The sequence below is a fragment of the Acidithiobacillus sp. HP-11 genome, assembly GCF_015100075.1.
Taxonomy (GTDB): domain Bacteria; phylum Pseudomonadota; class Gammaproteobacteria; order Acidithiobacillales; family Acidithiobacillaceae; genus Acidithiobacillus; species Acidithiobacillus thiooxidans.
On sequence record NZ_JACKYY010000050.1, the window covers coordinates 1 to 17,643 of the forward strand.

Here is a 17,643-nt window from a genome sequence, read left to right on the forward strand (position 1 = left end):
CGTGGGGTCGGAGATGTGTATAAGAGACAGCATTACTGGTCACAAAACCTTGCAGATGTTAAAACGGTACACCCACCTGAAAGCAGAAGATTTGGCAAAGCTGTTGGGTTGAAGAGCGCCTTTTATTCTTAACCATGTCCACACAGAAAATCATCCACCAGCTTGATCTTCAACCGCACCCCGAAGGGGGTTGGTATCCGCATATCTTCACATCTCTAGACCTGATTAGCACGATGATTCAGTGTTGACGACAGTACAAAGTAAATTCATGGGCAACGCGGCTAGATTAAAACGGCAGTTGAAGCGATAAGTCACGACGAAGAGATTACCTTGCGCATATTTCCGAGGCTTAAAGCCTGACAGGCACCAGAAAGACTCATTTTGAAATTGCACAGCACGATATTGACCCAGATGAACGGGGGTAAAACCCCGGTTTGCGGCCCCTGAGACAATTACCGCAGGCTCCCCGTCCCGCATCGGCTACCCCATTGAAGCAAGGAAGACCATCGGTCAGGATCTGACACCGGTACAAGGCATCCACATCCACGCCTAGGTCCGCTCCCATCGCTACATCCCGCAGAATTTCTGCCCACCAGGGCAAAGACGCCGCACTTTGCCGGATCATGACACCCTTCTCTATTTCCAGGAGTAAGGGCGGCCGATAGTCGGTCGGCGTCGGGTCCACCGTGCTGCTGTTATCATAAACCCGCAGACGGCGGGCAAGATGTGCCACCAGCGCGGCCTGGGTGAAACCAGCAAACAGGTTGCGTTGAATCTGGGTCACTGGGATATCCTGCCGATCACTATTTCGGGCACGGAATTACACCCGCTGGGCCAGCGTATCCAGATCATGTACTCCCACATAATCGAGATCGATGACCGCCCCTGCCCGAACGCTTTCCAGCACCTGATCAAACCGGCCGGCAAGGAAGAAGGTGGTTTCCACCAGCAGATTCTGGCGGGTATCCATACCCCGTCGCCAGTCCGCATTGGAAAGCAGATAGGCCACCTGCAATTCCGGCAGCGGTTCATTGGCGGCTGGAATCAGACCCATGGCCGCTTCTGCGGCATCCCTATCAGGCAACCAGCGATGAATGGCCGCACGGGCAATTGTGACCAGATGGGTATGCTCTTTCGGGAGCTGTGGCAGATAGCGATCCACATCGACCCAGGCGTTTTCCGCAATCCCCAATTCGTGGCGCAGCGGTTCAGAAAGAAGGGTTTTACCGGAACCGACACTGCCAGCCAGATAATGCAGCACCTGCGCTCCGGTGTCGGCATGATGACAGTGCTTTCGCGCTTCTGCCAATTCTTCCGCATAATGCGCCTGACGGATAGCCACATAACGTCGATAGGTGGACGCATCCTGTTCCGGATCAGCGCTCGACCGGCCTGCGGTAGAAGAGCCTTCAGTTGGCCATCCTTTTTGTTGAGATGGGGATTTCTGCAACTTTTGAAAGGCAGCGGGCGTGAGTCCACCCCTGGCATGTTCCGGGCAGGCCACATATCAGTAACCGTCACGGACCAATAAGGTGCCCGGCAAACCGCAGTGCTCACAGATCCGACGGGAGCGATTCTCATATTCCTCGACGATCTGAAACAGGGCATGTTTCTGCCGGTCCGGCAGCACGCCGTCATAGCCATAATAATAACGCATTGTCCCGAATTTCTGTTTGACTTCATGGACGTGAATACGGATGCCATGCTCTTGAGCGTAGATTTCCAGCTTCTGTGACAAAGCGCGAAGCAGTGGATACCAGCCATCTTCGCACCAGAAATGATTTTCCCGGTAGTGGCTGTACAGTGCGGGATAATCCCGCCGCAGGGCTTGTTCCAAGGCGATATCCATGTGTGCTTTCTCCCCTTATTTTTCTTTAGAGCACGGGCACATTTCCCAGCGTTACGCGCTCCATTCCGGTGGCCGTCGCCATCCAGCCCTGCTGTTCCTGATGGCAAAACAGGGTCAAACCCTGATTGCGATATTTTTCGGGCTGGTCCAGATGGGCGGCACCCGTATCCAGAAACACATGTCCGGCGACCTGCAATAAACGGCCTTCCCGGGGTGGCGTGATGGTATGACCCACATAAGTCCGGGATAACGCGTTCGGAACGATGGGGATTTGATGGGACAGAGCATAACGCAAACTCCGTCCCCACAATAAATGATCTTCCCAAGTCCCCGTTGCGTCATAACCGATGATCGGATGCGCTTCCTGCCAACGGGGATGAGTGTCTTCTGCGAGATCATTATCATTCCAGCACACGGCCATCGTATTCTCCCGTTCTGCAGCCAGATCGGCGTGCAGCACCTGAAAACGCCCTGCCGGTGTCGTATTCTCTGCATCAACGATGCGAACCAATGGCAGCTGTGCGAGGGCTGATCGCCAATGGTCAAAGCGTTGTTCCTCACTGCGATAGAGACGCAGCCAATCCCATCCGCCGTTTTGGTTGAAAAGATCGGCATAGTCCGCCGTCCGTTGGGATTCGGCCCGCTCCATCTCCCGCAAACAGCTCAGATTCAAGGTCGCCAGCAGCATGGCGTCGTGATTGCCCAGCACCGGATAAAACCATGGCGCATCCAACAGATCCATTGCTGCGGCACTGTTTGGACCCCGATCCACCAGATCGCCCACGCTGAACAGGCGATCCGTGTCGACATCAAAGCCTACCTGATCCATGAGCCGGTAGAGAACATCGGGATGACCATGCAGATCCCCGACGATAAAGTCCCGGCCCTGTAGATTGGCTGGGTGCATGATGACACGCGGGTTCATGAATTTTTCTCCTCCAGTTCAATCACCTGATCCAACTGTACACCAGTCCCTTCTCTCAGGTATCCGAAGGCATTGGACAAAATGCGCACCGCACCGATGTGGTAATCCACGGCATGGTGGGTATGGCCATGCATCTACGGCCCGACATCCTGATCACCGCAGCGTGCCATATTTTCTTCAATGGAAGTAAAGCGATGCTATCCCGTTATCCATCTGTGCCCTGGCCTCCAGTTGCAGCAAAGAACGTGTGGTGACCCCCAGTTGCCGTAGTGAACCGGGATTGCGCCGAAACTGCCGCCGCAAGCCCTCGACAATCTCTGGTGGCAATGCGGGCAATGCCCAGGATTCCGTGCCCAGATCCCGCGCAATATCCTGGAGGGTGTTCGTAAAAATACGATCAAAGTCCCGGCTTTCGGGTTCGTCCACGCGAATGATGGTAAAGCGCGCGCGCAGGGGTTTGGGCAGATCACGCAGGTCATTGGCCGTGGCCACCCAGTTGACGGCCGAATAATCCACCGGTCCCAACAAATACTCATCGGTGACGCAGCGGGCGGTGGTCGGTTCCAGCATGGTCAGCAGGGTTTCCCATAGGCGGCCATTGTGTTTGCTGGTACCGACTTTTTCGATTTCATCCAGACAGACCAGCGGATTGGCCTGACGGTTTTCGCGCATGAAATCGACCAGATAACCTGCCCGTGCGGAGCTCCACCCTCGTGCTGTGCCTTTTAGCATCATGTTATCGTTCATCCCTGCCATCATCAAAAAGGCCGTGGGCAATCCCAGGGTCTTCCCCAAACTTTGCACAAAGCGGCTTTTGCCGAGTCCGGGATTGCCAACCAGCAAGAGGGGGCGGAATTTCAATACCGGATGCCCCGTCACATGATGCAGCGCCCATTCATTTTCGAGCTTGTCTATGGCCGGCACCATCCAGGGATATTCCTGGCGCAAACCTTCCGCCCAGGAAGGACTATCCGGCCAGGTCTGTAAAGGCAGCGGGCCAAGCAAGGTTTTGAAGCGGGACAATGCCTGATTTTCCTTGGCATCATTTCCGGGGGTAATGCTACCCAGTATTTGCCGACTGTATTCTGGAATTGGTTCATTCTGGGTCAATAACCGCTCTGCCTGCCATTGCAGACCAATCAATGACAGATCATCACAAGAGGCCGCCTGCATGCAGTCCGACACTTCTTTCGCCAAGGCCGCGTCCTGTAGGGCAATAGCCGCTCTTAAACCCAATTCAAAAGCCACCGAAGACAGCTTCTCGAAGCGCCGATTCTGGTTCTTCCAGAGGAAATCCCCACGTTCCTCTTCGCTCTGCCATTTCCGAAACGCTTGTAACCAGCGGGGATCGTAGGCGGTCTGGCCCGAAGCAACATGGAGCTGCAACAGCAGCATCTGGCCCATCAAAGAACCCCACTCTGCCCCGATCATCAACCACTGTTCGGCAACCTGAGGGTCATTGGGCATGCGGTCATCATCTGACAAATAGCAACGTCCGATATCCACCAAGCCTTCGCGCAGGCTCAGTTCGACGGGCGTTTTGGGATCTCGCGCGGACATCGGGTCGAAATCCTTGCCCAGCAGGTTTGGTTCAATGCTATTCCAGATGGACAGAAAAACCTCTGAACGCTTTTTACCAGCGGCTTTTACGTCACGTTTGAGTTTTTCGCCGAGTGCGAGGAGTTGATCTTTGTAGGGTGTGGTCATGTCAGCCTCCTTTTTGTGGACAGACAGTAGTGCGTAGTATATCTAATATGTACATATATGTCAAGTGTACTGTACTATAACAACACGCGGTTTTTATTTTTTCGTTAGGTGCACAACCTGTCCGAAAGCCCCCTCCTCCTTCTGCCATCAATGCCAACAACCCTGACGACTTTTGTTGCGCCATGGCCTGGTCTGGACGATGAATTTCTGCAGGGAGGGTGTCCTCATGAAGCCTGGTTGAGAGTGAAATGGTGGAAGCTTTGTGAAACTTTTAACTGGGCACCACCCGATTGGGCTGCCCTGCAGTTCTTCTACTGAAGGGCTGGTTCAGACTGATTGCAGTCATTCAGCAGCGGAAAGGGAATGGTATTCTGTTCTGAAATGCGGCTCGTGCGAGAGTTTTCAGTGCAATTGCGTGAGGAGAATTGCCGGAATCCTATTATCGACTTAGTGATGCCAAAGACCTATTCTACCGTTTATTTGCGGAGGCGGTAAAAACCTCGGCCTGACTCGACCTTAGGGCGATGCATCATCGCCTGTACAGGAGTAGCATTTTCCGTAAGCACTTCCGGGTCACCATACTATTGCCACCAGCCCATATAATGTCCTTCTGGATCTTTCGCAATGAAGAGAAACATACCCAGCGATTCAAACCACTCTCGTTATCCGAGAATGCCTATAGGTCATTACCTGCTGTTGAGTCCTAGCAGAAAGACCTCCCTACTTAAGCCAACCCCGCCATAGCCAGATTCAAGGGCAGCACTATCTCAACCCACTTTCGATCCCTAGGTCTATGTTTGCCTGTTTCACCTGTTTCAAAGGCGATATCTGATACCGAGCAAGTCGGATTATTCCATAGGAGGAACCTGAACTGGCATAGCTTCGGATTCTGCTATAGGCGGTGCGGCTTTTGGCGCAATCACGGGTGGAGTAGCTGTATTCTTCTCCATTAGTTCAAGAAAGGGCTTTACGAGATCAATTGGCATCGGGAAAATGACGGTTGAATTTTTTTCTGCGCCAATTTCAGTCAGCGTCTGCAAATAGCGAAGCTGCATCGCCGCTGGAATACTTGACAAAATTTGCGCCGCGTTCACCAAGGTCTGGGATGCTTGAAACTCGGCTTCCGCGTGAATAATCTTGGCTCTGCGATCACGTTCGGCTTCTGCCTGCTTGGCAATCGCACGGATCATATCATCGGTCAACTCAATCGTTCTGATTTCGACATTACTGACTTTAATTCCCCAAGTATTGGTCTGTGTATCCAGAATTTCTTGAAGATCATCGCTGAGTTTTTTTCGGTCCGATAGCATCTCGTCAAGGGTATGCTGCCCCAATACTGCACGCAGCGTAGTTTGGGCAAGCATCATGGTCGCAGGTACAAATGATTCCACCTTGATAATCGCATGTTCAGGATCTATCACATTGAAATAGAGGATGGCATCAACCTTCATTGAGACATTGTCACGAGAAATAAGATCCTGAGCTGGAATTTCGACGACATGTATTCGTAAGTCTACCCGTACAATCTCCTGAACAAAAGGAATTATAAAAACCAACCCAGGTCCTTTTACGTACTGAAACCTACCAAAAGTGAAAATCACGGCTCGTTCATATTGGCGTAGAATTTTTACCGATGCCTTAATGAGAATTACTAGAATTACGAGCACAACTATGGGCATAATAAAGTTCGCGGCAACATCGTGCAGTATATCAGACATGTATCACCTCTTGGATCCGTGAATGCAATGAAGGATAATTAAAATTATCAAATTAGGTGCAAATAAGACCGTTTTTTCCACAATGGACCCATGAGTCAAGACTGTCAAACAGCACTTGTGATTGGTCAATTTTCAGCAGAAATCACCGTCAAATTTGTCCACCCATGTAAACAATCAACATTCTGGCAATTCTTCGGTACATTAACGATCCGACATCCTCGATATGGGATGATCAAAACCTGATCTTGATGGCTAACGAATGCTGCATTTTGACCGTTTCTGCCTTTTTGATCCCGATTGCCTTGTCATCCACCTTGTGAATATCAGCAAATTCAACATTACTGGCTCGGATTACCGATTAGAAATTAGACGTGTCAATGAAATTGACGAATTTTTTACCGTACGCCACGACTAGGAATAAGTTATACTGCGTTATGCATGGCGGGTGGTTTGTCATACATCGCTACACAGGAGCATGTTCATGAACCGCTGGATGGCAAACATTATTGGCATTCTACTTATCGGCAGCGTCGCTGCCGGAGCCCAGGCAAGTACGGGCAGGGCATCGACCCCTTATCCACTCACGCATAACAGGACCATCGCTCAGATGCGCGAGCACCTCCACCATGATGAGATCGCACAGCACCGATTGGAAGAAAGGATTATCAGGCTGAAGGCCCAGCATGATCGGGCAGGCGTCATTCGCACAACGCAGCAACTGAGAGCCAAGTCGGCCGATATAGTAGAGCTCAAGTCAGAACTGAATGATGCTATGAACAATGGTAAAGAGTACCAGGGCAAGTCGCACTAAGGTCCGACAACCAGCTTATTCCAGATTGACCATATATTCCATGCAGCTGCACAGGAGAAACCATCATGAGCAAAGCACAGAAAAGCAATAAAGAAACCAGGAAGCAGCCGGCGATGACACCCAAAGAGAAAAAACAGGCCAAACAGGCCAAGAAGCATTCCAGCGATATGGGTGCCACCATCGTTCCCCGCTGAAATCAGCGGCGCCCAGCCAAAAAAGGGTGGGGGCGTCCCGTCACGAGAACATGTTGCATTACATATGAAGTGGAAGAGGAATAGATGATGCCTTGACGTATCGCTAAATTCCTTCGAGGAGAACGTCATATCTACAAAAAAATTAGAGTTCTCATCCTGCGTAAAAAACGCCCTGAACAATGCGTCGGATATGGACTTGTTACGCTCGGATCTGTTCAGCGTTGAACAACTGAAACAACATGCGGTAATGTTGGCTGGTCAGCATGCTATTGATCCATACCCTAGGCCAGATCGCCTGCTACCCCGCTTGGCCGACAATGCCGATGTACTACGTGCAGCTTATGACGTGCTCACCGTAGGGACCGCGCAGGCTGAGCAGCGGACACTGTCTGGCGAGATCTGGCTGCTTGATAATTTCTATCTCATTGAGCAGCAAATCATTCTGGCCCGAAGGCATTTGCCTGTCGGTTATGGCAAGCAACTGCCACGCCTACAATCCGGCAGCTTGGCGGGGTTCCCGCGCGTCTACGACCTCGCCTCTGAATTGATTGCGCATCAGGATGCCCGCGTCGACGGAGATAACGTCAGCGCCTATATCCATGCTTATCAGACCATTACGGCATTAACACTGGGCGAATTATGGGCCTTCCCCATCATGCTGCAATTGGCGTTACTGGAAAACCTGCGTCGCGCTAGTCTGAACGTTGCTTGTCGGCGGGAGGAACGCAATGCCGCGATGGTCTGGGCGGATCGCATGCTCGCCGCCGCAGAAAAAGAGCCGAAACTGCTGATTCAGCTACTTGCCGAATTTGCGCACGCAGATATGCCCTTGACGGCGCCGTTTGTTGAGGAGTTTTACGCCAGATTGCAAGCCTACGGTCCCGCTATGGCATTCGTGCAAACGTGGGTCGAACATAAATTACTTGAACAGGGCATAACCGCGACCCAGTTGTCTGAAGTATCCGCCAGAAATTCCGCCGCCAACCAGATATCCATGGCAAACAGCATTGGAAGCCTGAATTTTCTCGCGGCTATGGACTGGCGAATTCATGTCGAAGCGTACAGTGTTGTCGAACAAAGCCTGCGCCAGGACCCGATGGGTATATACGACGGACAGGATTTCGCAACACGCGATCGATATCGCCACGCTATTGAAGATATTGCACGCAGCAGTGGGCGTGATGAGCTGGCGGTGGCGGAGAAAGCGATTGCACTTGCCCAGGCGGCATCGCAGCAAACAGGCAGAGAAGATCGATCTGCACATGTCGGCTATTACCTGCTGGATCGGGGTCGGCAGCGTCTTGATCTGGCGATGGGCTGCCATTTTGAATGGCGGTCAGCGGCCAGACGAATGGGCGATCATCTCCGCCTTTCCTTGTATATCAGCGCCATACTCCTGTTGACGTTACTGATCAGTTTAATTTTGCGCGTCCCTCTTGAGAGCCTCAGTCCCACCGACTGGCGCATCTGGTGGCTAGGCATGGTCGGGGTTGTGAGTATTTCGGCTTTGGCGGTTTCTCTGGTAAATCGCCTGATCACTCTTTTTATGGCGCCCGGCGCCTTGCCGCAGATGGATTTTTCGCAGGGTGTTCCTGATGCGCACCGCTGCATGGTCGTTATCCCGACACTGCTGAGTTCGCCACAGGAAATTGACGCGTTGCTGGAGGCCCAGGAAATCCGCTACCTCGGAAACCGCGATTCCAATATTTACTTTGCGTTACTGACGGATTTTCGGGATGCGGCAGAGCAGACCAGTCCGGAAGATGCTTTATTGATCGACTACGCACGTGTCGCTATTCAGACCCTCAACGCTCGCTATATTGATGATCGACCCTGCCTGTTTTATTGGTTTCACCGGCCCCGAGTCTGGAACCCATTTGAACAGGTGTGGATGGGCTACGAACGCAAACGCGGCAAACTGGAACAATTTAATGCGCTGCTGAGAGGGGCGGCGGAGGCGGCAGCATTCTCAGAGCAGGTCGGCGACCTGTCCATCCTCAGCAGCATCCGTTATGTCATCACCCTCGATACCGACACCCAATTGCCCCGTGACACGGCGCGGGCACTGATCGGTCATATGGCGCATCCCCTCAACCAAGCCGTATATGACGTCGACAAAGGCCGTATCGTCGATGGCTACGCGATCATTCAGCCCCGCGTAGCGATCGACCTGACCAGCGCCGGTCAATCGCTATTTACTAAACTCATGGCTGGGGATTCTGGGATTGACCCCTATACGCGCGAGGTGTCCGATGTCTATCAGGATATTTTCAGCGAAGGCTCATTTATCGGCAAGGGCATCTACGCTGTAGATGCCTTCCGCCAGGCGGTTGATGGCCGTTTTCCAGAAAACCTTATCCTCAGTCACGATTTGCTGGAAGGCGGGTATGCCCGTGCGGCACTGGCGACCAGCGTCGTCCTGATTGAAGAATTGCCTGGCAGTTATACCGCAGAAGTCTCCCGTCGACACCGATGGATTCGGGGTGACTGGCAGATTATCGGCTGGCTATTGCCGTCGGTACCCGGTGTCCCAACCGCTAACGGTATGCGGGCGCCGCGTCCGACCAATCCGCTATCCGGCTTGTCGATATGGAAAATTTTTGACAATCTCCGCCGCAGCCTGGTGTCATCCGCACTGTTGCTGCTGCTGGCGGGGGGCTGGCTCCTGGATCCGGCCTTCTCCTGGTTATGGACTACCTTGGTTACCGGGATCATCCTCGTGCCAGTCCTGCTTTCGCCGCTCATCGACCTCTTCCGCAAGCCTCAAGACCTCGACTGGGCAACACATCTCTCCTTGACCAGGGCTTCGGCAAGTCGCCCACTATTCTCCGCTCTGCTGACAGTCGCACTGCTGCCCTATGACGCAGTGATGAGTCTGGATGCCATTCTGCGTTCGGGCATACGAATGCTTTTCACCCGTCGGGGATTGTTGCTTTGGCAACTGCCTTCGTACCGCAGCCGTAACGCCTGTCATACCCCCGGAGATTTTTTCAGGGAGCTCTGGAGTGCTCCGCTGCTCGCCATCCTCCTCGGAATAGTCTTGGTGACTGCCACCAGCCTGGGGACCAGTTCGCCCTCGGTGTTACTGTTCAGCATGCCCATTTTAGGGCTGTGGCTGTTTTCACCGGTTATCGCATGGCGGATCAGCCAGCCGTTGGGGACCAGTGTCACCGATCTGAATGATATACAGCGACGCTTTCTGCGGCTATCAGCACGACGTACCTGGCGGTTTTTTGATGACTTTGTCGGCCCTGCGGAGCACTGGTTACCCCCCGATAATTTTCAGGAGTATCCAACAACGGCCATTGCCTCGCGAACCTCACCGACCAACATGGGCATGTCGCTGCTGGCCAGTCTGGCTGCCTATGATTTTGGTTATATTACTGTCGGCGAGCTTCTCCAATTGACCGAAAACACCGTGACAACCATGGAGCAACTGGAACGCTATCACGGTCACTTCTATAACTGGTATGACACGCGCACCCTGCAAATACTGAGTCCGCAATATATCTCAGCGGTGGACAGCGGCAACCTCGGCGGCTGCCTGCTCACCCTCCAAGCAGGGTTGAACGCGCTCAAAACTCATCCGGTGTTGCCGGACAACGCCTTTGCGGGCCTGCAGGATACGCTGTATCTGTTGGCAACATGCATCCACGACATCCCCACGACAGATCTGGCCAACAAAGTCCTTGCACTGCAAGATACGTTGTCTGCCATGACGCTCAACGGATGCCCTCCATCCCTGGTGGATGCCCATCACCAGCTTGCCGATATTCAACGGATCAGCGGCGATCTCGTGAACGGACTCCCCGCCGATGTTCCGGCAGATAGCGACTGTGCTTACTGGGCGCAGGCATTTTATCAACAATGTCAGGCTTTGGCGCTGGATCTCAAAATCCTCGTCCCTGATGCGCGGGATGTGAACAACACCCTGACACTGACCGAATTAGCCCATGGTATTGCCACCGGGACGGCTGCCGCTCGGGCAGCTGCTGCAGAACGGTTAAGGGTCATCGATCAGTTGGTGGATCGCTGCCACGCGTTGGCGGCGATGGATTTTGCATTTCTTTACGACCCTGCGCGCGACCTGCTAGCCATTGGCTATGATGTCGGGGAACGGCGCCGTGATCCATCCTGCTACGACCTGCTGGCATCAGAAGCACGCCTGGCCAGTTTTCTGCTTATTGCACAAGGACAAGCACCTCAGAAGCATTGGTTTTCGCTGGGGCGCCTGTTGACGAGCCACGGCGGCGAACTGTGCCTGATTTCATGGAGCGGCTCGATGTTTGAGTATCTCATGCCGCAATTGATCATGCCGGATTTCCGCAACACACTGCTCTACCAGACCTGCAAGGCGGCCGTCTCCCGCCAAATAGAATATGGGCGCCAACGCAGCGTACCTTGGGGAATATCGGAATCCTGTTTCAACGCCGTGGACATGCATCAAGTCTATCAATACCGGGCATTTGGGGTTCCCGGTCTTGGTTTCAAACGCGGGCTCGGCGATGATTTGGTGGTTGCACCTTATGCCAGCGCTCTGGCACTGACTGTGATGCCGTGGGAGGCCTGCATCAACTTGCAGAATCTTGCAGCGCAGGGATTTCTCGGCGCCTATGGATTTTACGAAGCCATCGATTACACGCCATCCCGGGTGCCACCGGGAGAGAGTCATGCCATTGTCCGAACCTTCATGGCGCATCATCAAGGCATGAGTCTCCTGGCTTTTGCCCATGCCCTTCTCAATCAGCCAATGCAGCGCCGGTTTTTATCTGATCCCGGCATGCAGGCCACTCAGTTATTGTTGCAAGAGCGTCTGCCCAGGCAAGAGGCTACGTTTCATCCCCATGCAGCTGAAGTCAGCGCTGCGGCAAACGTGTCCAGCGTCGAAATCACCGCAATAATGCGCGTATACAGCAATCCGGATACGTCCATGCCAGAAGTCCACCTTTTATCTAATGGCCGCTACCACATCATGATCAACCACGCCGGCAGCGGTTACAGCCATCTTGACGGTCTCGCCGTGAACCGCTGGCGCGAGGATACCGCCACAGATGCCTGGGGGACCTTCATTTACCTGCGTGACCGTCATTCCGGACGCTTTTGGTCGACGACCCATCAACCCACCCGAAGCCAAGCCGATCACTATGAGGCGATTTTCGTCCAAGCACGGGCGGAATACCGTCGTCGTGATCAAATGATAGAGAGCTATATGGAGGTCAGCGTTGCACCGGAAGACAATGTGGAGATCCGCCGTGTGACGCTCACCAATATCTCCCCGCGCATTCGTCAGATAGAGTTAACAAGTTATACCGAGATTGTCCTCGCTCCGTTAAATGCCGACCTTGCCCACCGTGCATTCAGCAATTTATTCGTTCAGACCGAAATTCTGTCAAAGCACAATGCGATTCTCTGTACCCGACGTCGTCGCTCGCCGGACGAGCAAGTGCCTTGGATGTTTCATCTCTTTGCTGCGCCCGGAGTTGCCGCCAGCGCAGCGTCTTACGAAACTGATCGCGCACAGTTCATCGGCCGTGGTCGTACCGCCGAGCATCCGCGCGTCTTCGACAGCTTACAGCAGGCTACATTATCAAATAGCGAGGGTCCTGTATTAGACCCCGTTGTGGCCATCCGTCGTACGCTGACGCTTGGCGTAGACGAGTCCGCGACGGTACAGATTATTTCTGGAATGGCTGACACGCGTGAGGCCGCTATTGCCCTGCTGGAGAAATATGGTGATCGTCACCTGGTGGAACGTGCTTTTGAAATGGCCTGGTTCCAGAGTCAGGAAGTGCTCCGTCATCTGAGCGCCAGTGAAGCCGATGCCCAGGTGTTTGGACGCCTGGCCAATTCCGTGGTGTACGCCAGTGGCCTGCGGCGGGCCGCGCCCAGTGTGATTGCCCGTAATCAGTTAGGACAATCCGGCCTGTGGCGCTTTGGGATATCAGGCGATTTACCGATTGTGCTGCTGCGCCTCAGTCAATTAAACCGTATCAATCTGGTAAAACAAATACTGCAGGCCCATGCCTATTGGCGACTGAAAGGACTGACGACCGATCTGGTGATCGTCAACGAAGATTTCACCAGCTACCGGGCCACGCTGCAAGATCAGATAATGGGCTTGATTCACGCAGGTCCGGAAGCACAAGTCATCGACAAACCCGGTGGCGTCTTCTTACGCCGCGCCGAAGAACTTTCTGAAGAGGATCGCGTGCTGTTCCAGACCGTCGCGCGTATTATCCTCACCGACAGCGCCGACTCCCTACTAGAGCAGGTGGAACGGCGGGTACCAAGAGATCACTTCCCTGCTCCGCTGAATCCGCAGTCACCCCCAGCCGTCGAAACAATACAACCTCTGCTTCCGCGTGAACGCATTTTTTTCAACGGGTTGGGTGGGTTCACGGCCGATGGACGTGAATACGTCATCAGTATGGAGCCGGGCCAAAATACACCCGCTCCTTGGGCCAATGTGATTGCCAGCCCACACATCGGCACGGTCATCAGCGAGAGCGGTGGCGCCTATACCTGGGTCGAAAACGCCCATGAATTCCGTCTGACCACATGGCACAACGATCCGCTCAGTGACAGTAGTGGCGAAGCTCTGTATATCCGCGACGAAGACACAGGAGCATTTTGGTCACCCTCTCCACTACCCGCTCGCGGTCAGTCCGGATATGTGTGCCGCCACGGATTTGGATACACCATTTTTGAACATTATGAGTCGGGGATCTCTTCAGAAATGACCACTTACGTCGCGATGGACGCGCCAGTGAAATTCGTAGTGGTCAAACTGCACAACCATTCCAAGCGCCAGCGAAGGCTTTCGCTGACGGCATACTGGGAACTGGTGCTCGGCGAGTGGCGTCATGCCAATATGATGCATATCGTCACTGAAAGCGATCCGCACAACGGTGCACTGTATGCCCACAATGATTATGGGCGCGAGTGCGGACATCGGGTCGTTTTCGTTCAGACCAGTGAACGGGAGCGTACGATCACGGGCAACCGCAGCGAGTTTATCGGCCGTAACGGTACCCTTGCCAAAGCTGCGGCACTGTACCGCAGCCGTCTGTCAGATAAAACAGGGGCGGGTTTTGATCCCTGTGCCGCCATACAAACGCCGATTCACCTGGCTGAAGGCGCGGAGCGCGAAATCGTGTTTGTTTTTGGTACTGCGGCCAGCACCGACGAAGCGCAGCAATATTCAGACCGCTTCGCCAATAGAGAGTATGCGCGGCAAGCTTTGGCCGGGGTACAGGAATACTGGAGCCGTACCTTAGGTACGGTCTATGTGGAAACCCCAGATCCTGCACTGAACGTATTAGCAAACGGCTGGCTGCTCTACCAAACCATCTCCAGCAGACTCTGGGGCCGCAGCGGCTACTACCAGTCGGGCGGGGCCTACGGTTTTCGTGATCAACTACAAGATAGCATGGCGCTGATCCACACGACTCCCGAACTGGCCCGAGAGCAACTGATCCGTTGTGCAGAGCGCCAATTCTGTCAAGGAGATGTCCAACACTGGTGGCACCCGCCCCACGGCCAAGGGGTGCGCACCCATATTTCCGATGACTATCTCTGGTTACCCTATGCCACCTGTCGCTTTGTGATGGCTACCGGCGATACTGGCATTCTTGACGAACCCATTCATTTTCTCGAAGGCCGCGAACTGAATTCCGAGGAAGAGTCCTACTACGATCAACCCCAGCGCTCTGCTGAATCCGCCAGCCTCTATGATCATTGCGTTCGGGCGCTCAAAAACGGTTTGCGATTGGGTGTCCATGGCTTACCTCTGATGGGCTGTGGCGACTGGAATGACGGGATGAATCTGGTCGGTCACGAGGGTCGAGGTGAGAGTGTCTGGCTGGCGTGGTTCTTGATTCAGAATCTCCAGCAGTTTGCTGGTCTCGCGCGCAGCCGGGGTGACCGCACCATGGTTGATCTTTGCGTGCAACAAGCGGCCGTGTTACAGGAGAACATAGAAAAAAATGCCTGGGACGGTGCCTGGTATCGGCGGGCGTATTTTGATGATGGTACGCCCCTTGGCTCTGTTACGAATGACGAATGCCAAATTGATTCCATCAGCCAGAGTTGGTCCATCCTCTCTAGCGCAGGTGATCCCTTGCGGGCACGACAGGCCATGGCAGCATTGGACAAATATTTGATTCGTCGCGATGCGCAGCTTATCCAGTTACTCAATCCACCCTTCGACCGGTCAGTACTCGAACCCGGTTACATTAAGGGCTATGTACCTGGTGTGCGCGAAAACGGCGGACAATATACCCACGCTGCCATTTGGGCCGCCATGGCTTTTGCCCAAATGGGAGACAAAGTACGGGCCTGGGAGTTGTTTGACATGCTCAATCCAGTCCATCATGGAAGTAGCGCAGAATCTATCGCCCGCTATAAGGTAGAATCCTATGTGATGTGCGCCGATATTTATGGCGCCACACCGCACATTGGGCGTGGTGGCTGGACCTGGTACACCGGCGCAGCGGGCTGGATGTATCGGTTAACGATTGAAACCTTGCTGGGTCTGTCGCTCGAAGTTGATCACCTGCATATCAAGCCCTGCATTCCAGCAGATTGGAAATCCTACAAAGTCCACTACCGCTACCGTGACACAATGTACCATATTACCGTCCATGGAATGAGCACTTCGTCCGTACAGGTGGTGCGCATTACTTTGGATGGTACTGAATTACCCCAGGACAGGATTCCGCTCATGGATGATCGCCGCGAGCATACAGCTGATGTTTACCTAGATTAAATCATGATCAAATACAGCGAAGCTCCCAGGCAAGGAGAAAGAAGTTGAAACCATTCTTTGAAAAACTAATTGCTATCAGCTTCATAGCTACAGCCTGCCTGCTTTTTCTAACAGCATGGTCACTGATGGCTTGGTCCATATGGAACTTATGGAATGCTTTGAGATTCGGCGAATCGCTATCAGAAACTCTACTGAGTACAATCAGTTCAGTGGTCATAGCAATGGCAGTTATCGAGGTCGTTCGTTACATTATCGAGGAAGAGATTTATCTTCCGAGAACTCAAATTACGCCAGGCCAGAAGGAAATAACGGGAGGTGTGGTAAAAATTTATGTGATTATTATCATTTCTGTAGGCCTCGAGGGGCTGGTTTTTTTATTTAAGGCAGGTTTAGAAAATATTTCATTGCTACCCTATCCCGCTGTCATTATTCTGGCATCTGTTTTAGCATTGGTTGGACTCGGAATATATCAAAAAATGACGAAATCATAGATGTTTTATTCAGATTTGCAGTAGACTTTCTGGTGCAACAACAGTTGCTGATCAGCATTTATGAATCCAGCCTTAATTCACGCCTTTGGTAAAACCGAGCTGTCCCGGGCCAAAACAGACAAAGCGAACGCTCGGCTCATTGCCCGCTATTGCCAGATGCACTGACCTGCCCCATGGGTGCCACCGACAGAAGCCATTGTGACTCTCCAGGCTTTGGTACAGCGTCTGGATGATCTTCTGGGCATGCAGAATATGGAAAACAATCGCCTCGAAATGGCAGAGCCGGCCGCTCGTGCGTCCATTGAAGCCCTTTTGCTTACCATCCATCAGCAAATGGATACCGTCCGTCGACAAATTCAGGATCATATGGATGATCACCTTCATTCCACCAAACAGGTCGACGCCTATGCGGGACTTAACCCGCATATTCGCGAATCGGGCCAGTGGGTCTGTAGCAGCCATATTGCCAAGGCAGGCTATGTTTTTCTACGCAAGGCGTTGTACCTGCCGGCCGTAGTAGCCAAACGGTACAATCCAGTGATCGCCGCTTTTTTCGATCGGTTACGGGCTAAATGCCCTATGCAGGTGATCATTGCCGCCATGCGCAAGCTCCTGCGTATCGCCTATGGCGTCCTCAAATCCGGTCAGCCGTGCGAACCTGAAGAAGGTCTTGCATAGGCGTCATCAAGACGGCATCTGTTTATCAAATTTGGGTTAAACATCCGACATAGCATTGAGGGCAAAAGGGTGACATTATAACAGATAGATTTATCCGGATATTTCACACAAACGCTCACGGAGGCTATTACCATGGTCACCTGTGGTATTTTTAGCGCAAACCAGACCCCCACACCCTGCCAGGGAACCCCCAAAACGGTTGCGAAACAACCAAAAAGTCCGGTCTTGAGCCTGTTTGGGTCCCCAATTTTGGCACATTGGAGTGATGCCATTAAGACGATCTTCGGTGGCGCCATATTAGCGACCCATTACAGCTATACCTGGCTCCTCGCTACTTGGAGTGGATACGAGGGTACGGTAGTCTTAGGGCATTGCTGATCTAGGGAAGGTTAATGATGGACGAAGACAAGCTGTTTACCTTGGCGTTGGGGTTGGTTCCGCCGTGGATGGTGGACGATGTGACTTTCAAGCTGGAGGAGAAGCGGTTGGACCTGCATATCAAC

General features: G+C 53.1%; 13 protein-coding genes. 6 read left to right on the forward strand and 7 right to left on the reverse strand.

The window, feature by feature from the left end:
- Positions 1-134: 134 nt before the first annotated feature.
- Positions 135-248 (forward strand): cupin domain-containing protein, encoded by a 114-nt coding sequence (locus H7F08_RS15935; protein WP_139112145.1) that lies wholly within the window; start codon positions 135-137, stop codon positions 246-248.
- 128 nt (positions 249-376) lie between these two features.
- Here H7F08_RS15935 and H7F08_RS12885 read toward each other — a convergent pair whose 3' ends face one another.
- The 7 genes from H7F08_RS12885 to H7F08_RS12915 form a co-directional block, all read right to left on the reverse strand.
- Positions 377-784 (reverse strand): hypothetical protein, encoded by a 408-nt coding sequence (locus tag H7F08_RS12885; RefSeq protein WP_031572438.1) that lies wholly within the window; start codon positions 782-784, stop codon positions 377-379.
- 36 nt (positions 785-820) lie between these two features.
- Positions 821-1,504, reverse strand: coding sequence for a hypothetical protein (locus tag H7F08_RS12890; protein WP_031572439.1), 684 nt, complete (start codon positions 1,502-1,504; stop codon positions 821-823).
- A gap of 3 nt (positions 1,505-1,507) precedes the next feature.
- A complete protein-coding gene (locus H7F08_RS12895; RefSeq protein WP_031572440.1) occupies positions 1,508-1,849 on the reverse strand; it encodes a hypothetical protein in 342 nt (113 codons plus the stop codon).
- 25 nt (positions 1,850-1,874) lie between these two features.
- On the reverse strand, positions 1,875-2,774 hold the full coding sequence (locus tag H7F08_RS12900) for a metallophosphoesterase (RefSeq protein WP_193640758.1): 900 nt from the start codon (positions 2,772-2,774) through the stop codon (positions 1,875-1,877).
- Entirely contained in the window at positions 2,771-2,908 is a 138-nt protein-coding gene (locus H7F08_RS12905) for a hypothetical protein (RefSeq protein ID WP_158006132.1), read from the reverse strand. Before H7F08_RS12905 ends, H7F08_RS12900 begins: the two co-directional genes overlap by 4 nt.
- A gap of 43 nt (positions 2,909-2,951) precedes the next feature.
- The gene (locus H7F08_RS12910; protein WP_193640759.1) at positions 2,952-4,481 is read right to left on the reverse strand and encodes an AAA family ATPase; all 1,530 of its coding nucleotides are present in this window, start codon (positions 4,479-4,481) and stop codon (positions 2,952-2,954) included.
- Positions 4,482-5,329: 848 nt separating this feature from the next.
- Entirely contained in the window at positions 5,330-6,199 is an 870-nt protein-coding gene (locus H7F08_RS12915; protein ID WP_010642624.1) for a slipin family protein, read from the reverse strand.
- Between the two features lie 481 nt (positions 6,200-6,680).
- Here H7F08_RS12915 and H7F08_RS12920 point away from each other — a divergent pair, with 481 nt between their 5' ends.
- The 5 genes from H7F08_RS12920 to H7F08_RS15755 all read left to right on the forward strand — a co-directional run bounded on the left by H7F08_RS12920 (position 6,681) and on the right by H7F08_RS15755 (position 17,140).
- Positions 6,681-7,010: a hypothetical protein gene (locus tag H7F08_RS12920; protein WP_193640760.1), complete on the forward strand. Its 330-nt coding sequence runs from the start codon at positions 6,681-6,683 to the stop codon at positions 7,008-7,010.
- Positions 7,011-7,075: 65 nt separating this feature from the next.
- Positions 7,076-7,204 (forward strand): hypothetical protein, encoded by a 129-nt coding sequence (locus H7F08_RS15685; RefSeq protein ID WP_264318122.1) that lies wholly within the window; start codon positions 7,076-7,078, stop codon positions 7,202-7,204.
- A 190-nt stretch (positions 7,205-7,394) separates the two neighbouring features.
- Positions 7,395-15,971: a GH36-type glycosyl hydrolase domain-containing protein gene (locus tag H7F08_RS12925; RefSeq protein WP_227487880.1), complete on the forward strand. Its 8,577-nt coding sequence runs from the start codon at positions 7,395-7,397 to the stop codon at positions 15,969-15,971.
- Positions 15,972-16,015: 44 nt separating this feature from the next.
- Entirely contained in the window at positions 16,016-16,462 is a 447-nt protein-coding gene (locus H7F08_RS12930) for a hypothetical protein (protein ID WP_075323833.1), read from the forward strand.
- A gap of 177 nt (positions 16,463-16,639) precedes the next feature.
- A complete protein-coding gene (locus tag H7F08_RS15755; RefSeq protein ID WP_155270505.1) occupies positions 16,640-17,140 on the forward strand; it encodes a transposase in 501 nt (166 codons plus the stop codon).
- The last annotated feature ends 503 nt before the right edge of the window (positions 17,141-17,643 follow it).

What these genes read in the sequence shown, in the direction of transcription:
- H7F08_RS15935 (WP_139112145.1), top strand. Translation starts at nt 135, where the DNA reads ATGTCCACACAGAAAATCATCCACCAGCTTGATCTTCAACCGCACCCC.
- H7F08_RS12895 (WP_031572440.1), bottom strand. Translation starts at nt 1,849, where the DNA reads ATGGATATCGCCTTGGAACAAGCCCTGCGGCGGGATTATCCCGCACTG.
- H7F08_RS12900 (WP_193640758.1), bottom strand. Translation starts at nt 2,774, where the DNA reads ATGAACCCGCGTGTCATCATGCACCCAGCCAATCTACAGGGCCGGGAC.
- H7F08_RS12905 (WP_158006132.1), bottom strand. Translation starts at nt 2,908, where the DNA reads ATGCATGGCCATACCCACCATGCCGTGGATTACCACATCGGTGCGGTG.
- H7F08_RS12910 (WP_193640759.1), bottom strand. Translation starts at nt 4,481, where the DNA reads ATGACCACACCCTACAAAGATCAACTCCTCGCACTCGGCGAAAAACTC.
- H7F08_RS12915 (WP_010642624.1), bottom strand. Translation starts at nt 6,199, where the DNA reads ATGTCTGATATACTGCACGATGTTGCCGCGAACTTTATTATGCCCATA.
- H7F08_RS12920 (WP_193640760.1), top strand. Translation starts at nt 6,681, where the DNA reads ATGAACCGCTGGATGGCAAACATTATTGGCATTCTACTTATCGGCAGC.
- H7F08_RS15685 (WP_264318122.1), top strand. Translation starts at nt 7,076, where the DNA reads ATGAGCAAAGCACAGAAAAGCAATAAAGAAACCAGGAAGCAGCCGGCG.
- H7F08_RS12925 (WP_227487880.1), top strand. Translation starts at nt 7,395, where the DNA reads ATGGACTTGTTACGCTCGGATCTGTTCAGCGTTGAACAACTGAAACAA.